We start from the raw sequence: 18,653 nt of genomic DNA, 5'->3' as shown, positions 1-18,653 counted from the left end.
GCTTGTGGCTTTTTAAACAACTTACCCCAAGATGATCATCCTAAAAACGATAGCGCAACCCACCAGAAAAACTGATCCCAGAAAAACCACCTTTGCTCAATTTATGCTGATAAACCAAGTCGCCATGAAGCGCAACTTTTTGAGACAAGCGAGCATTAAGACCTAATCCAGCCTCTAGAGAAGAACCAAAAGCCCCTAACTGGAAAGAATCTTTAAAGCGCACAGCTCTTTCTTTGCCAAAATCATGGGAAAAATGAATCTTTCCATAGAAAGAAACATCACGATCTTTTTCAGACGCAGTCAGAGTCTTCATCAAACGCCCCCCCATACGCACCACCAATTGATCCAGTTTATCCATATCAATATTAAAATTATCAATATCACGAGCCTCATTAAATTGAAGATGTTGATAAACAACCTGAACCTGTGGATCAAAAACAACACCTTCATATCCTGTGGCAATTTTCTGACCACTCATCAAGGAAACACTTAAAGGGTTACCCTTCAATGTTGCAGTCTTACCCCGAGCAGTTGTCAGAACATCTCCCTTAAACAGACCATAGGATAAAAGACCATCAACATAGAATCCTACATCATGCTGCATACTGCCATATACTGTAGCAGTCCATTTATCAAATGTACTTTTTTGGCTTTGTGCAACATCTTGAGGCTGTAGAGAAAGCTTTCCATAAGACCCCATAACCCCAAAGGATATAGTACTGTCAACATTCTCAACAGTTTGTAGCAAAACACCTGTCTCTAGCGCATAGTACCCTAGATCCCCTCCATAACCATATTCAAGCGCAGATAAATCTGAAACATAACGATAACTCCCACCATAGCCACGCAAAAATGAAGCAGGATTTTCACGAATTTCCAACATTCCACCCAAATTAGTCCGTACTGTCTCCAGCTGCTTATTTTGATTGCTAATATCTATCAAACCTACATGGAACAAACTATTTGGCAAAAGGAGATAAGTTGGTACCTGAGGAACAACAGATCTTACACCTCGTCGAGACGGAGAAACATTTTCAATTTTAGAAAGACTATCCGCAGAAGACACTGGAACAATATCCGCAGAAGATGCTGGAACAACATCCGCAGAAGGCGCTGGAACAACATCCGCAGAAGATTCTGGAACAACATCATCAGAAGATTCTGGAACAATATCCGCAGAAGATTCTGGAACAATATCCGCAGAAGATTCTGGAACAATATCCTCAAAAGAAGCATGTGCAGGAAGTGTACGTTTAGAAACCATAGGAGTACTTTTAGAAACATCAGATGTTTGAACATATTCATTTTCTAAACGAAAATTCCAAAATGCGCCTCCATTCAAAGCAAATTTCTGTTTAACATGCTCCTCCTCTCCAGTAGCACTTGGACCATAAGAACGAAGTACATATTTATAAGGGGCCCCCTCTAAGGCAACATACTGTCCATTCAGTTGAAAAGAGTCATACGATGCATCTCCATAAACTTGAATAATTGAAACACTATGCGCTTTTTTATTTTTTTCTTCTAAACCTCCCGCAACCCCTTGTATATGGACTATAGTTTTTCCCTTAACGTCACCATGAATGAGAAGCCGATCCGTTACTTGATGATCACTTGTATCACTAGGATTTAAACGTGCATTCAAATGAATCCAAGCATCACCAAAAGCCTGATAAACAATACCTGTTCCTTTTCCAATATAAAGCGTTTGATATGCATGATCAGTACTGGACTTTGTTTTTTCAAAAGTAATAGAACTATTAGAAAGCCTTACCGATGAAATAAATGAAACGCCTCTATAATTAGGATCTTGTAATTTTTTCTGTCTTGGTTGCAATAAAGCCCACTGTGAATTATTTCCCAAGATAAGATCGACTTTAGAACTGTTATCAACCTGAGTTTGACCGACAAGTGCAGAAGCATCAGCAACAACCTCTATAGAAGAGTGACGATCAGCCTTCAGCAACAAATCTCCAAAAAGCTTTGTTTCCTTTAAAAATATTTTAGACTTTCCAGATTGACTGCTATAAAGAGCTATACTATCTGGAACTAAAAAACGCGTTTTTCTCAAATCAACGCGCAATGATTCCCCCTCTGACGAGCCTTCTGATTCTGCCTTACCTTCAAAATGCATACCATAAAATGCATTACCTTTCACTGTAATATTGGAATCTCCAATATTAATCTGAGAACCTTTATTTCCCTGCAATAAAAGCCCATGAGCATCAGTAACATCAACAGAACCTTTCATAAACTCAATATAACCGTTTTCAGATATGTGAAAAGCTGCCTGACGGCCTGTATTCAGCCCTTGATCATCCTTGCCAGTACTACCCTTGCCGGTAATAGAAACACCCTCTAAAATAAAATACCCTTTTTCTCCTGCTTTAACCCCAACACTCCCTAGGCTAATTTGCGTATTCGTTAAATCAACTCTACTTTGAGATTTTCCTTCTGCAACAGCCCCCACTTTGATTGCATCAATTGATCCACCAGACATTACGATGAAACCACCTTGAGCTTCCACCCCCACTAAAACGCCACTCAAATTGGAAACACTCAGAGAGACTCCTGCCTGTTCTGATGCCTTTACTCCATATTTCCAAAAAATCTTTTCCGAATTATTCTTTTCATCCAAAATACCCTTAACAGTTATATTCTTGCCTTCAATAATTGTACCTTTCTTAGACGCCTCTATGGCTCCATAAACACCATTAATATTTTTATCCGTTAGTGAATAAACTTTATTATTAATTGCGTGCTCTCCACCATCAGAACACTGATAAAATGCTGCATTCTGATCACATGAAGACTGCTTTTTTCCAGAGGAAACTTGAGATTCAGCATTGTTTGCAAAAACATCAACATTGTGTGCAAAAAAAAGAAATGCTGTTGTAAAAGTACATAAGGAGAAACGATTTTTAAATATATTTACCATAATTACACCATAATTCCGCCCCACCACAGAGCAACGCATAACGCATCAAAATTTAATACGTTTTGATTTAAATACAGGAAGTTTATTAATATTTTTTGTATTTTATGTAAATATGAAATTAAAAAATTACTCAAAAATACAATCTAAATCTGTCGCTTTTACAAAGAATTTGCAAAAATATAACTGAAGAACGACAGAAAAATCACCTTCAAAGTTGTTATTCCAAAATAGCCTTAATCGGTTGACATGCATTAAAAACGCCTACTTTAACTGCTGTCTCCCCCCCCCAGAACGGACATAATAAACGTCCTTACGATAGAGATGTTATATTGAAACAATATGTACTTTGTAAGCAGACAAAACATATGCCAAAATTGAAAAACAAGAGTTTACATATACCTTTTTAGACAATCTTCATGGCAAGACAGCCTAATAAAGAGTAGGAACGTGTAAAAATCAGTTCCTATTTTTACTATCTCCTTTTAATTCAACTTGACAATATTCAAAAACATTCAGAGCCATATTTTAAAAAGTGAAGATGACACATGACTTTATCTTTTTATTTATGCATTTAAAGAAAACACATTTTCCAAAAACAATATGTCATTATGTTTCTCATTCATCAGTTTTCTCAGATAACTCTCATTTTTTCCATCCCCATTTCACAACAACAGCGGATATAATATAAAGTTCATCAGATATAGCCCTCATTGCGCTTGAGTATCTTCTTTTCCTTTGCCAATTTCTAATATTGTAAATCCTCTCCTCCTAAGGTAATTTCCAAAATTATATTGACTCCTTTCTCAGACAATTATCCACTTGCCAATCTTACATAATATGCAAAGGAATGCTTTTTATGGGTTCATCATAAGAGCATTGAAAATATTTCCGCATCCTGAATTAAAAAATATCTTTATCAATCGGCATATAATAAATAATATAATAATCACTCTGAAATACGCGTTTTGAAACCATAACGTACAAACTCTTCAAACTTTTCAAAAAAATGAAAGAAGTCCAACCCAAAAGCATATTAAAGATATGCGAAGTTACACTCTCGTAAAAAAGCTATAACACAAAATGAATAGAGAATGAGAAAAAGCCACAAGTTATACTTGTGGCTTTTTCAAAGATTAATCAGAAACAGCAACAACTCTAGAAATGATAACGCAAACCACCAGAGAAACTAGTTCCAGAAAAACCAGCTTTCGTTAGCTTGTGCTGATAAACCAAATCACCGTAAAGCGCAAAGTTTTGAGACAATTGGGCATTAAAACCTAATCCGGTTTCTAACGAAGAACCAAAAGAGCCTAGCTGAAAAGCATCTTTAAAATGCACAAATTGTTTTCCTTCAAAACCGTGAGCAAGATGAAGCTTGCCATAGAAAGAGACAACTTGAGCCTTATCAGTTGCGACCAGCCTCTTTGTTAAACGCCCTCCAACACGCCCTATCCACTGATGAAGCTTTCCCAGCTCAATATCAAAGCCATCCACATCAGGCACTTTATTAAATTGAAGATATTGATAAACAACTTGAACTTGCGGATCAAAAACAAAGCCGTCCTCCCCCACCATAAACGTTTTACCAGCAGTCAATGAAGCGCTTAAAGGATTTCCCTTTAATGTTGCCGTCTTGCCACGTGCAGTTGTTAGAACATCACCTTTAAACAAACCGTAAGACACAAGACCATCAACGTAAAAACCCGCATCATGCTGCATACCACCGTATGCTGTAACTGACCATTTATCAAATGTACTTTTTTGACTCTGCTCAACATTCAAAGGTTGCAAAGAAAATCTCTCGTAGGCCCCGATAATTCCAAAAGAAGTGGAACCATACATATTTTCGATTGCTTTCAGCAAAACGCCTGCCTCTATGGCATTATAATCAAGATCGCCGCCATAACCATATTCAAGCGCGGAAAGATTTGAAGTATAACGATGATTGCCGCCATAACCGCTCACAAAAAAGAAAGGATTTTCACGACTTTCTAATAAGCCCCCAGAAGGAATTCGTAAAGCTTCTAATCGCTTATTTTGATTGCTCACATTCATCAAACCAATATGGCGTAAGGCATTAGGCAAAAGGAGATAAGTCGGAACCTGCGGAACAACAGCCTTAACTCCCGGCTTAGGATGAGGCTCCGGAGAAGGTTCTGGTCCTGGAATTGGGTCAGGAAAAGGCTTCGGAGCAGGATCTGGTTTAGGTTTAACATCAGAATCTATAGATCTACTTTCAAGGCGAAAATCCCAAAATTCTCCGTTCCCTTCAACTAATCTTTGATCCATGTTTGCTTTTCCTAAATGAGACCTTGGACCATAACTATAAAGCTTATACTGATAAGGTAATTTATCTAATGCTACATAACCACCTTCCAACTGAAAAGAATCTTGCTCTGCTTGTCCAGAAACCTGAATGACTGAAATACCTTCATCATTTCCTCCCCTTCCCGTGTATCCTCCTGGACTTCCTGAAACCCCATGCACTTGGAGCTTTGTTTTTCCCGAAACATCACCATGAATTAAAACACGATCAGTCTTTTGATGATCAAGAGCACCACCACTATTCAAGTATGTATTAAGGGAAATAGAGGCACCGTCCCGTGCTCTATAAACTTCACCCTTTCCCTTTCCAATACGAAGGGTTTGATAATCATCAGCAGAAGAAGATTCATGTCTTTTAAAATTAATAGAGCTCTCACCCATAAGACTAACGAGTGAAATAGAAGAATCATGGGCAGCCTCATGTTGATCTTTTTTCAACGGTTGTTGTAAAATCCATTTAGAACGGCCTCCCAAATAAAGTTCGGCATTAGAATTTTTATCAACATGTGTGCGACCTTCAAGAGTAGAAGCATCAGCCAAAACTGTTATAGAAGCACCTTCCTCAGCTTTTAATAAAAAATTCCCTGAACGAAGAGTGCTGTGCACCAACCCCACCGCACCAGAAATAATGTTTCTACCATAAAGAGCCGCATCGTCTAAAACAGAAAACTCTGTTTTATCCAAATTAACAACTTCTAATCGTGGTAAAGCTTTTTCTTCCTCTGATGAAATTTCTTCTTTTTTATCCCCACCTTCACTCCATGGCTTCTCTCCCCGCAAGTAGATACCATAAGATCCCTTACCCTTTACAGTAACAGAAGAGGATTTCATATTAACTTCAGTCACAGGAATCTTTGAATCAGAATCTTCATTTGATAAATCTTTAACTTCCTGCAAAGGAATAGAATTGACTGTATTTTCTAATAATATGCCATGGACATCCATAGCACGAATAGTCGTACCCTCTAAATTAACAGCCGCCCCTGAATCCATATGCACAACCGCATGATCCTTGCCGTTGTCCGCCTTCCCAGTAATTTTAACATTCTCGAGATTTACCTTCCCACCTAACGTCGAAGAAACCCCATGGCTGTTCATAAAATCAACTGATCCACCTGACATCCAAATTTCTGAATGATCATAACTTAAAAGGCTTGCGTTCCCATTAGCGGTCTTAATTTCTGTATCTTCTAAAAGAACAAACGAGTTCTCTGCTGCATCAACACCCTCATGACTTTCCTTAATCTTTCCATTTTTTACCTCAATCACGCCATCACTCGCACGAAGGGCTATAACTGTATTTTTGATAATCGGATCTTCCAAAACAATCTTACCGTTCTCTAATACATGCACCCCCATTAGAAAAGTTTTATCAGCAACTTGACTACGAACCGTTACATCCTCCCCACTAATCCTTGTGCCTATTCCTTTCACCGTTATAGCAGTAGGATCATCAGGATAGTTGGAAACGTTCTTATTTGTAATCCTATAAGATTTATTATCAATTTTAGAATCCCCGCAATTATCGCATATATAATACAACCCATTATAGTAATAAAACCCAGGATTCAAACCTCTTCCATCAGAGTCCTCATTTTTAACCGTATTATCTACATTATTCTTATGCCCATTCTCTCCAATCTCTCCAATCTCTCCACTCAGCTTACGATAATCGCTCCCCCCACGAATACCCTCATCGTTATTGCCAATAGGAGGATAATAATTATCCCCATTCTCTCCACTAAGAGGAAGCTTATGCTTATTACTCCCGCTAAGATGAGGAGAAGAATTAGCAGAGACAACTGGGATAACCTTTATAACATAAGGTTTACTATCCTTCTCCTCTGTAGCCGCATAAACTCCTCTTCCATTTTGGAACAAAGAGAGGATAGCTGTTGTACAAGCACACAAACATAGATGATTTCTAAAAACTTTAATCATAGTTCCCTCGAAACTTTTCTTCCCCTCTCATTAAAAATAAAAGCACCTGCAAAACATCCCATTGCACACCTCAAAACACGAAAAGTGTAACAAAAAGAACATGCCTCATGCTCATCTGAACTGTGCAATGAATTACCCCAATAGATTTGGCAGAAGCTCTACGCTAAAACCACCTATAAGAGAATAATTAACAATCACACTTTATAGGTGTATAATGCATTCTGTATTTCGTGTAAAGAAAAAATAAAATCAGTGCGTGCAATTAATTAAAAAAACAACTAAACCTTGTGAACTTTAAAAATTAATCCACAAGGAGATAAATAAAACAATGATTTAAATCAGTGGAAAACAAACTCTCAAAAACGAGTTTTAGAAAACATCAAATATTATATTAGATAATATCAATACAGTACCAAAAAGGATAACCTAACGCATACTGGACTGCTGAACGCTTAAAAAGCCGATAAAAGCAAGGCACTCTATCGCATCAGTAGCAGCATAAACTTTAAGAAAATTCGCTTTAGCGTAGAAAAGTGCTCTCATACATAAAACAAACTATGTCTTTTTTGCTCAATCAAGAAGATGAAAAGCTTTTAAGAGCAATACAAGTTGTTACAAAGAAAAAAGGCAGCACATTGTACTGCCTTTTCTAAAAAGTACATACTGTACCTTATATTAAAACTGATAACGTATTCCTCCAGAAAAACTTGTTCCAGAAAAACCAGCCTTATTAAGCTTATGTTGATAGAGAACATCAGCATGCAGAGAGAACTGTGGCAACAATTTGGCATTAAAGCCTAACCCAGCCTCTAATGAAGAACCAAAAGCCCCTAACTTGAAAGCATCATTGAAATGCACAGACTGTTTTCCTTCAAAACCATGAGCAAGATAAAGCTTACCATAGAAAGCAACAGCATTCACGCCTTCAGAGCCTGTAGGAGTCTTGGTTAAGCGTCCACCAACACGTGCCACCCACTGATCAAGGTTACCCATTTCAATATCAAAATTGTCGATATCACGGGCTTTATTAAACTGGAGATGTTGATACACAACCTGAACCTGCGGATCAAAGACAAAACCCTTATATCCTGTAGCAATTGTCTGACCACCAGATAAGGAAACACTTAAAGGATTACCTTTCAATGTTGCTGTCTTACCCCGTGCAAGGGTGAGAACATCACCTTTGAACAGCCCATAGGATAAAAGACCATCAACATAGAAGCCAACATTATGCTGCATGCTACCATATACTGTAGCAGTCCATTTATCAAATGCACTCTTCTGACTTTGCTCAACATTCAAAGGCTGCAGAGAAAGTTTTCCATAAGTTCCCATAACACCAAAGGATATAGCGCTATCAGAATTTTCAATAGTTTGCAGCAGAACACCTGCCTCTACACCATTATAACTAAGATCGCCGTCATAACCATATTCAAGTGCGGACAGATCTGAAGCATAACGATAACTTCCACCATAGCCGCGTAAATATAAAGCAGGATTTTCACGAACGTCTACCATTCCTGTAGAAGTCATCCGCAACGTCTCCAATTGCTTATTTTGATTGCTAATATCCATCAAACCAGCGTGGAATACGCTATTAGGCAAGCTGAGATAAGTTGGAACCTGTGGAACAACAGACCTTACAAATTGTTCAGGAAGGGCAGCAGATCCCATAGACTTAACATACTGATTTTCTAGACGGAAGTTCCAAAACTCTCCACCATCCTTAACAAACTTCTGCTGAACATGCTCCTGTTTCGAAGTCGCTTTTGGAGCATAAGCACGAAGAGTGTATTTGTAAGGTGAGTTGCTCAGTGCAACATAATTGCCATCGAGTTGGAAAGAGTCTTTCTTCGCTTGACCATAGACCTGAACAACTGAAACACTGTGAGCAATCTTTCCATTCGCTTTAACAACTCCTACATTGCCCGCATCACCTCGTACATGTATTTTTGTTTTTCCAGAAACATCACCATGAACGACAAGTCGATCAGTGACTTGTTGATCACTCGGATCATGGGGATTCAAACGTGCATTGAGATGAATTACAGCATCACCCTGTGCCTCATAAACTGTGCCGTTCCCATTTCCAATATGGAGAGTCTGATATTTCCCTTCAGATTCGGAAGATCTAAAATCAATAGCACTATTTACAAGTCTCACAGAAGAAACGCATGTATCCACACATCCTGAATCTAGAGTACCCAAATTCTTCTGCGCACTTCTTTTTAGAACCCACTGTGAACTATTAGCCAAGTCTAATTTTGCATAAGAACTTTTATCAACGCGAACATCGCCTGTAACAATAGAGCTATCAACCGTAACTGATATATTAGAATCATTCTCGGCTTTTAATAATAAGTCACCAGCAAGAGTTGTTTTATTTTCTAATGAAACATGACCACCAGAATTATTACCATAGATAGCTATACCCTTTGCAACTTCAAAATCAGTTTTCTTCAACGAAACTGTTCCTGTTATGCCTATAGGTGTTTTCTCCTGTTTGGATACAGCACTCCACTTAACAACAACTGCTTCCTCAGTTGCTAAATCCTTACTTCGATTTTGTTGACTCTCTTCTTTCTGTGTTACTCCATCAAAATATATACCATAGGTTCCATCACCTTCTACTTTAACAGTAGAAGACTCGATATTTGCGCGATTCATAGTAGGACGAACCTCAGAAGATCTCCTTCTCCTAGAAGAACCGACCTCAACCACATTATCACCAGAGTTCATAATCCACAAAGCACGAGAATCAGTAACAACATTTCCATTCTTAAAATCAATGGAAGCATTATCACTCAACAGAAAAGCTGCACGCTCTAAGTTCTCTATGGAATCTAACTTCCCTGTCGCTTTTTTCACATTAATGCTAACTTTGTCTAACTCTACGCTCCCCCCAGATTCTGACAACACTGCTACTCCCTTTGCCAAAGTAATAGCCCCAGAATCCATGGCTATCTTACCGCCTTGACTTGCCAGACCAGCTGCAACATCCCCCGTCACGTTAATTTTTGTATCCTTTAAATTAATAGATGATCCAGAACCAGCCAAAGCACCCACATAAAGCGCATCAACTGTCCCTCCAGTCATCTTAACCTTTCCGCCACTTTGCGCTTCAAGCCCAATCACAGAAGATGTAATTGTTGATTTATTATCCAAAACAATCTCTGCTTTTTCTTCTGCAAGAACAGCACTCACAGCCTGTATTGCAGTCAAATCAACACTATTTTTACTATCAGAAGAATCTGCACCACTAATAGTAGCACCTTCTAATTTAACAACTGTATTACTCTTTGCATGCATAGAATGCTGAGTTCTCTCACTTGCATTCAGTGTAAGATTTGTCATTGTATGTGATCGACCATCACTACAAAAATAAGCACCTTGCAATCTTTCCGTACCATTTTCCCCCGTATTACTACACTGAGAAGAAACACCTTCCTGCTTTATACCATTGGCTGATACAGTCGCCACCATAGGCTTTTGCGATTCAGATCTAAGTGTGTCGGCTCCTTTATTATAAAGTAGAACACGCGCTACAGGTTTACCATCCATCTCCTTAGAGGCAGGCTTCCTTTGCTTAGATTTAATAGAATTAACTAGAGTAGAAGAAAGCTTAGGCTTTTTAGTTTTTCCAGAAGCAGCAGGCACTTCAGTCTTGACATTTTCCAACGAAGAAGATTGAGGAGCAGAAGATGAAGTCCGTTCTTCAGTTTCAGAAACTGGAGAAGTTCCAGTCAAAGAATCTAATTTCACATCAGAATTGCCTGTATCAGACCTTCCAAGTACAGAACTCTCCAGCGTAGAAGCTTGAGGAGCAGAAGATGAAGTCCGTTCTTCAGTTTCAGAAACTGAAGAAGTTCCAGTCAAAGGACCTAATTCCACATCAGAATCGCCTGTGTCAGACCTTCCAAGTACAGAACTCTCCAGCGTAGAAGGTTGAGGAGCAGAAGATATAACAGTCTGAGACGGAATTAATTCAACCTTTGTACTATTACCCTCTGTAATATTACCTCCTTCGTCCACTATATCATACCCCACATCATCAGATTCCGCACTTGAATTATCAAGAAGAGAAATACTTAAAGTTTCACTATTTCCATCTGTTAATCTATCTTCTGTTTCCGGTGATGGAGTACCACCTTCACTTACATCATTCACATCAACTGTATCAGTATCACTATGGGTCACTGTAGCATCTTCTACTTCATTCTGACTATCCGTTCTATTAGGAGAAGCAATAAAAGAAGTATCTACACTTCCATCAACAGTTTCCTCAGTTGGCAAAACACTTCCTGAAGCAGATAGAGTATTTCCTGAAACTTCAAAAGTTGGAGTAAGATTTCCAACAGATGCAGTAACTTGATCAGGTGCTAATGAAGAATCTAATTCTGAAGAACCATTTACCCCAGATACAGTGCCTTTACCTTCAGATGACGAAACATCAAAAACAACAGGCTTAATACTATTACGAGGTCCATGAGCTATACTAGCAGCTACATTTCGCCGCTCCTCACCATTTTCTAACTTACTTTCTAAGCTGAAAGTCCACAGTGTATCAGGACCATCTTCCAATTCTCCCCATTCTCCCAATTCTTCTGAATTACTGGAAAATGTTATTGGACCAGACGCCCTAAGAATATATTGATAAGGAGATCCCTGCAATGTGACATATTCATTAGCAAGTTCAAAAGAATATTTTCGTGCCTCTCCATAAACTTGAATAATTGGAAGAGCGGCAGGTTTTTTTGTATTTTGCTCCCGTTCACCTTGATTTTGCACAGCTTGACGCTGAATTTTCTCTCCATCTTTTAGTTTTTCATTTAAAGTGGTGATGACAGAATTATCATTTACATACACCTTCGTTTTTCCAGTAACAGCGCCATAAACCAAAAGCTTATCAGACATAAGCTTAACGTTACCTGAATCACCAGAAACAAAATTCACATTGACATAAAGCCTAGCATCTCCTTCAGCATACAAACCGTTACCTAGATACGTACCTTCTCCATTTCCAAGTTGCAGTGTTTGATAACCTTCATCTGCACTTTTTGGAGGCAAAAATACAATACTACTATTTGTAAGATATACCGCCGAAAGATTTGAATCTATACGATGTCTATCTTTCTCCAATGGTTGATGATGAGTACTTTTTGTTAAATACAGTCCTGAACGAGACAAATAAAGCGCAGCTTTTGCATTCTCATCAACACGAGCTGCACCTATAATTGAAGATTCATGAGCGTGCACCAATAGACTAGAATGAGATTTAGCTTTTAAAAATAGATCACCCGAAAGAACGCTATTCTCTCCTAAAATGACAGCACCATTTAAATCACCACCATAAATAGCTATACCTTCTGGAATTTTAAGAGTAGTTCCTGTTAAAGAAACCATCTGCGCTGTACGACTATTGTCTTTATTTATTATGGTTCCTTCTGCATCTGTTTCTTCTGCAGCTTCTTTTTTTTCATCTTCTGTAACTGCCGTATCAAAATATATGCCATAAGAACCTTCTCCCGCTATTTGAATAGTTGACCTTTGAATATCAGCTTTAATCTTAAAATGACTTTCACTCTCCTTACCCGTTATATTCACTATATATTGCAAAGCATCCTGATTAGATCTAGTCTTCCCTATAGTAGAGAGAGGAGTAACAAGAGCATCCTCCGTAGCGTGATAAGTATAATAGAGTCCATTCAGCTCAAGCATTTCATCTTCTGAATAAATATCACCACCATCCGTATCATCAATATGAAAACGACTTGCCAAAAGACCACCACTAAAACCACGATCATCTATCGGAGCGGTTGCAACCTCAATAGCACCATCAGTAACCCAAAGAGCAACTGCATCAGAGCCCTCAACTCTTCCTTTTTCAACAGAAATAAGACCTCCATCTGACAGGAAAATAAGATTTGAAGAACTTTCAGAATCATAATCAGAACTCTTTCGCCCAGTTATCCCCTTTCGACTGTTAATACGAACTCCTTCTAGTCTTACAATCCCTTTATATCCGGCAAAAACTCCCAAAGCACCTGTATCAAGATTAATTGACCCAGACTGCATCATTATTCCAGACCGGCCCTCACTTTTCAAACCAATCGCAACAGGATAAAAATCCACTCCATTTAGAAAAATAAACGAATCTTGATCAGAAGAAGCTCCTATCCCAGTATAATAGATTCCTCCACCCTTCATATGAATCCTTGAATCGCCTTGAGCATCAACCCCAACTATAAAGTCCTTAATATTTGAATTTTCTAGCTTAACTTTTGAACCAAGTGTTGCCAATATTCCTGCCCCCACTTTTGTATCAAGATAGCTATTGTAATCATCAGGCCTATTTTCTAAATCATCAGGATTACCGATGTTACTAGGATTTAAAATTACATAATTTTTTGGAACAGCTATCCCCCTAATAGACACAGTATCTAACTCAACAGTTGTACCTCGATCCGAAAACAAGACTTGTTTCTTACCCGATTTATACACCTCTTTCCGAATAACCTGTCCTGTGACATGCATAGCGTTATCACCAAACTCCAACACACCAATAGTACTTCTCTTTAGCTGATGATACCTCGTATCAAAACAGAGCACAGAGTTAAGGGACAAGAAACTCCCATCAGGACATGGACTTGCACCAGGAGCACCTTGGACAACACCAGGAGCAGGAGCACCGGGGACAGCACCAGGAACACCACCACCGCCAATGCCGCCAGGAACACCACCAACACCAACACCGCCAGGAACACCACCAACACCAACACCGCCAGGGACACCGCCAACACCAACACCGCCAGGGACACCGCCAACACCAACACCGCCAGGGACACCACCAACGCCAACACCGCCAGGGACACCGCCAACGCCAGCACCGCCAGCACCACCAGCACCGCCAGCACCACCAAGTCCACCAGCACCGCCAGCACCACCAAGTCCACCAGCACCGCCAAGTCCACCAGCACCACCAAGTCCACCAGCACCACCAAGTCCACCAGCACCACCAAGTCCACCAGCACCAGGAACGCCAGCGCCTGGGTCAGCGACTCGTGGTAAAGGAGGCGCAGGCAATTCTTCTTCTTTAGGCGCAGGAGATGGTGATGAACCTCCGAAAGATGGTATCAGAGATGAAAATGAAGAAGGTAGTTTTGGAAATGATATGTCAAACCAACCAGCCGAAGCATCTACACCTTGCAAAAAGAAGAGAGCACTTGTTGTCAGTGCGTACAGACTTGTACGCTTTTTAAATACATTGGTCATATGTTAAACTTTCTAAATATGTTGCAAAAACACTAGAATTAAGTGAAAATGAGGTAAGTGAACAATTTGTAACATATGTTAGTCAACTTTACAACATAGTGTTATTTATTTACGCTTCATTTTGTGCATAAAAATACCAAAGTTAAGTTTTTAAGTGCGCAAACCCTTATAATATTAGATAAAAGGATAAAATTACGATGATAAAATATATGAAATGGATGACTTCTGTTTTACTGGTTGCAACCAGCTTTGCAACAGCTTTATGGACACAGACGAGTATTGCAAATACGAGTACTCAAACAAATGTAACAATTAATCATGTTTCAGGCACGACTCCTGTTCCCGCTTCTCCGCAAAAGGTTATTGTGTTTGATATTGCCTCTCTTGATAATATGAATCGCCTTGGTATCAAAGCGGTTATCGGTATTCCTGAAGGAAAAAAACCATCCTATCTGCAACAATTTGATGATGCAAAATATGAAAAAATTGGTACCCTTTTTGAACCCGATTATGAAAAAATTGCCACTCTTCAACCTGATTTGATTATCATTTCCTCCAGAACTCAAGCAAAATATAACGATTTATCCAAAATCGCTCCAACAATTGATCTAACTGTAGGAAATGAAAACTCTCTTGCAGATATTGAACGGAATGTGTCTATCCTTGGCAAAATTTTTGGCAAAGAAAAAGAAGCTGCAGCAGAAATTGCAAAACTCAATGAAACTTTAGCTGAAGTTCGTAAAAATACTAAAGGAAAAGGCCAAGGTCTTGTACTCATGACCTCTGGTGGAAAAATCAGTGCCTTAGGACCAAAATCACGTTTTGATATTTTGCATTCCGCTTTTGGAATTGCCCCAGCAACCGATAAACTCACTGTACAAAAACATGGACAGCTCATTTCTCCTGAATTTATTCTTGAGACAAATCCTGATTGGTTGTTGGTGATTGATCGGGATGCCGCAATTGGACGTGAAGGGCAATCTGCAGCACAATTGCTTAACAATGAGCTTGTTCACCGCACAACAGCAAGCAAACAAAATCAAATTATTTATTTGGACTCTTGGAGCTGGTATCGTGCAAGTGGTGGTTTAACGGGACTCATTGAAACCGCTAAGCAGATCAATGAAGCCTTTACAAAGAGCAAATAAGCGTACAAAAGAGCTTGCTTGCTATATAAATAAAATTTAAAAGCAGAGATTGTTTATTAAGCAGTCTTTGCTTTTTTAGGTTTTGTTAGAAAATGATTTAACGTGAAGAATTACTGGATAACCATAACACTTCTCATTCTCCTGTCCATCCTCAGCATTTTTGTTGGTTATTCTGATGTCACGCCTTCTGACCTTTTCGCAGCAGATCCCCATGCGTGGCTTATTTTTTGGCAAACACGTCTTCCTCGTACCATTGCAATCCTTTTAGTAGGTGCATCACTTGCACTTTCAGGTATGATTATGCAACTATTGACACGCAATCGCTTTGTCGAGCCATCAACCGCTGGAACTGTTGAATCTGCTTCCCTTGGCATTCTTTTTATTATGATTTTTCTGCCCGATATTTCTGTTTTAGGAAAAATGGTCGTTGCGACACTTTTTGCCATGACAGGCACTTTACTTTTTATATTTTTATTGCGCCGCATTCCTCTAAAATCTGCTCTCATTGTACCCCTTACAGGGATTATGCTAAGCTATATTATTGGCTCTTTAACCAATGCCATTGCAGATTATGAAATGTTACTTCCCTCTCTTCAAGCTTACTTATTTGGCAGTTTTTCAATGGTTCTTGAAGGAAAATATGAGCTCTTATGGCTATCCCTTCCCCTTTGTATTCTCGCCTATTTCACTGCTGATCGCTTTACAGTTGCAAGTTTGGGAGAAGATTTAACCAATAACCTTGGATTGAATTATCGTGCTGTCATGTTTTTTGGTCTTTTTATTGTCGCCTCAATCACTGCTGTTGTTGTCTGTACAATTGGCCGTATTCCTTTTGTTGGACTCATTGTTCCCAACCTTGTGTCAAATTTCATGGGCGATAATATGCGCCGTACCGCTCCTTGGGTGGCCATCAGCGGTGCAGGATTGGTCTTAATTTGTGATCTTGTAGGACGAATAATTCATCCCTCTCTTGAAATTCCCATCAGCACTATGATGGGTGTAATCGGTAGTTTTATTTTTATGATACTGCTTTTACGCTGGAGAAAGCGTCTTGGATAGAAGAAAAAAAACAATATGTGTACTAACAACACTTATCATCATAGCATGTACTGTCATTAGTCTTTATATGACGTGGAATATCAATGTGTATACATGGACATTTCGTCTTACAAAACTTTCCTCTCTGCTTCTTATTGCCTATGCAATAAGCGTTTCTACGGTTTTATTTCAAACAATCGTTAATAACCGTCTTCTTACCCCTTCAATTATGGGATTTGATCAGCTTTATATTTTAATAAAGACTGTTCTGATATATTTTGTAGGCTCTCTTTCTTTGTCCTTTTTAAATGAAGAAGGACAACTCATTCTCGAAGCCCTCATTCTTATTCTTTTTTCAATAAGCCTTTTTCGCTGGCTCTTTTCAGGAAGCCTAAAAGGGCTTCATTTGACGCTTTTAATCGGTGTTGTTTTAGGCGGATTTTTTTTCAGTTTACGGATGTTTATGCAATTGCAACTAAATCCAGACCAAATGATGAATTTAACCGATATTATGTTTGCAAATTTTAATAAATTCAATACACCATTAATAAGCTTTGCCACAATCATTGTCTTCATTGTGAGTCTGATTGGATGGCATTCCCGTCATCTTCTTGATATTTTAGCTTTGGGACGTGAAAATGCCCTCAATCTTGGCGTTAATTACCACAAAAGTGCGACAGCTGTCCTTATTTTTGTTTCCATTCTCGTATCCATTTCTACCGCATTAGTAGGCCCCGTCACCTTTTTTGGACTGTTAGTTGCCAACCTTGCCTATGAACTTTCTCCTCAAGCAAAACACTGTGTTGTTGTGCCGATTGCAATATTATTAGCGATTATTTGTTTGGTGGGAGGACAATTTATTTTAGAACAAATTTTTCACATGGCAGGACGTTTAAGTTTTATCATTGAATTTTGTGGGGGTATTGTTTTCTTAATGTTACTGATGAAGGGAAAACTAAAATGATTGAGATCAATCATCTTTCCAAGGCTTACGGAGCACGATTGATTATCGATAATTTATGCCTTCATCTTCCCAAAGGGGGGATTATTTCTCTCATTGGGCCAAATGGTTCGGGAAAATCAACTCTTTTAATGCTGATAAGACGTCTTTTGTCATACCATAATGGTACAATTCATATCGATGGCTTTGATATTGATAAAATGCCCCACGATATTTTGGCTCAAAAACTCTCAATTCTGCGTCAAGATAATCCTTTATCCTTCCGTTTAACCGTGTACGATTTAGTAAGTTTCGGACGCTATCCTTATTCAAAAGGCTGGTATACACATGAAGATAAACAATTTATCGACAGTTCGCTACGCTATCTCGGCTTACAAGATTTAAAAGACCGTTTTTTAGATGAGCTTTCTGGCGGTCAGCGTCAACGCGCTTTTATAGCCATGGTTATCTGCCAAGATACTGATTATCTTCTCTTAGATGAACCATTAAACAATCTGGATATGAAACATGCCGTTTCTATGATGAAGCAGTTACGCCGCACAGCTGATGAACTGAAAAAAACCATTCTTATTGTTATGCACGATATTAATTTTGCCTCATCTTATTCAGATATGATTGTTGCACTGAAAAATGGAAAAGCAGCCTATTGTGGAACTCCCAAAGAAATTATGCAACCAGAAATTCTTAAAGACATTTATGATGTTGATATTCAAATCAAAACAATCAATGACATTCCTATCGCTCTTTATTATCGATAATCTAAAGATTTTTTGCGCTTGCCTACACTGTAGAATCTGCTAGAGATGATAAAATTGGCTTATTGGGGAATAGTTTAATGGTAGAACAGCGGACTCTGACTCCGTCAATCTTGGTTCGAATCCAAGTTCCCCAGCCAGTGTAGCTGTAGCTTGCCACTGTAGCTTGCCTGTAGCTTGCCAGCGGGTTTTGTATAATTTGCCACTAGGTTTTGTACCAATTTATTTTTTCTCAAAGAGTTTTTAAGTGGTTCTCAAAGGGTCTTCAAAGACCT

Annotated in this window: 7 protein-coding genes and 1 tRNA gene; 5 read left to right on the top strand and 3 right to left on the bottom strand. The window is 38.8% G+C overall.

The window, feature by feature from the left end:
• Positions 1-40 precede the first annotated feature (40 nt).
• The 3 genes from ACFIJ7_RS07945 to ACFIJ7_RS07935 all read right to left on the bottom strand — a co-directional run bounded on the left by ACFIJ7_RS07945 (position 41) and on the right by ACFIJ7_RS07935 (position 14,476).
• The gene (locus tag ACFIJ7_RS07945) at positions 41-2,938 is read right to left on the bottom strand and encodes an autotransporter outer membrane beta-barrel domain-containing protein (RefSeq protein ID WP_375644979.1); all 2,898 of its coding nucleotides are present in this window, start codon (positions 2,936-2,938) and stop codon (positions 41-43) included.
• A gap of 1,155 nt (positions 2,939-4,093) precedes the next feature.
• Positions 4,094-7,204 (bottom strand): autotransporter outer membrane beta-barrel domain-containing protein, encoded by a 3,111-nt coding sequence (locus ACFIJ7_RS07940; protein WP_375644978.1) that lies wholly within the window; start codon positions 7,202-7,204, stop codon positions 4,094-4,096.
• Positions 7,205-7,879: 675 nt separating this feature from the next.
• Positions 7,880-14,476 (bottom strand): autotransporter outer membrane beta-barrel domain-containing protein, encoded by a 6,597-nt coding sequence (locus ACFIJ7_RS07935; protein ID WP_375644977.1) that lies wholly within the window; start codon positions 14,474-14,476, stop codon positions 7,880-7,882.
• A 197-nt stretch (positions 14,477-14,673) separates the two neighbouring features.
• Here ACFIJ7_RS07935 and ACFIJ7_RS07930 point away from each other — a divergent pair, with 197 nt between their 5' ends.
• The 5 genes from ACFIJ7_RS07930 to ACFIJ7_RS07910 all read left to right on the top strand — a co-directional run bounded on the left by ACFIJ7_RS07930 (position 14,674) and on the right by ACFIJ7_RS07910 (position 18,518).
• Positions 14,674-15,624 (top strand): siderophore ABC transporter substrate-binding protein, encoded by a 951-nt coding sequence (locus ACFIJ7_RS07930; RefSeq protein ID WP_375644976.1) that lies wholly within the window; start codon positions 14,674-14,676, stop codon positions 15,622-15,624.
• A gap of 102 nt (positions 15,625-15,726) precedes the next feature.
• The gene (locus ACFIJ7_RS07925; RefSeq protein WP_375644975.1) at positions 15,727-16,683 is read left to right on the top strand and encodes an ABC transporter permease; all 957 of its coding nucleotides are present in this window, start codon (positions 15,727-15,729) and stop codon (positions 16,681-16,683) included.
• Positions 16,676-17,626 carry an iron chelate uptake ABC transporter family permease subunit gene (locus tag ACFIJ7_RS07920; RefSeq protein ID WP_375644974.1) on the top strand — a complete coding sequence of 317 codons (951 nt, stop codon included), beginning with the start codon at positions 16,676-16,678 and terminating at the stop codon, positions 17,624-17,626. The genes ACFIJ7_RS07925 and ACFIJ7_RS07920 overlap by 8 nt, the downstream gene beginning before the upstream one ends.
• Entirely contained in the window at positions 17,623-18,381 is a 759-nt protein-coding gene (locus tag ACFIJ7_RS07915; RefSeq protein WP_375636423.1) for an ABC transporter ATP-binding protein, read from the top strand. The genes ACFIJ7_RS07920 and ACFIJ7_RS07915 overlap by 4 nt, the downstream gene beginning before the upstream one ends.
• Before the next feature lie 63 nt (positions 18,382-18,444).
• Positions 18,445-18,518 (top strand) — tRNA-Gln (locus tag ACFIJ7_RS07910).
• Positions 18,519-18,653: the final 135 nt, after the last annotated feature.

The sequence above is a fragment of the Bartonella sp. MR100HLJHH genome, from assembly GCF_042194215.1.
GTDB classification, from domain to species: domain Bacteria; phylum Pseudomonadota; class Alphaproteobacteria; order Rhizobiales; family Rhizobiaceae; genus Bartonella; species Bartonella grahamii.
This window is presented reverse-complemented; position numbering and strand designations above follow the sequence as displayed.

Bases quoted from the DNA above. Each gene is read 5' to 3' on its own strand.
- ACFIJ7_RS07945 (WP_375644979.1), bottom strand. From the start codon at position 2,938: ATGGTAAATATATTTAAAAATCGTTTCTCCTTATGTACTTTTACAACA.
- ACFIJ7_RS07940 (WP_375644978.1), bottom strand. From the start codon at position 7,204: ATGATTAAAGTTTTTAGAAATCATCTATGTTTGTGTGCTTGTACAACA.
- ACFIJ7_RS07935 (WP_375644977.1), bottom strand. From the start codon at position 14,476: ATGACCAATGTATTTAAAAAGCGTACAAGTCTGTACGCACTGACAACA.
- ACFIJ7_RS07930 (WP_375644976.1), top strand. From the start codon at position 14,674: ATGATAAAATATATGAAATGGATGACTTCTGTTTTACTGGTTGCAACC.
- ACFIJ7_RS07915 (WP_375636423.1), top strand. From the start codon at position 17,623: ATGATTGAGATCAATCATCTTTCCAAGGCTTACGGAGCACGATTGATT.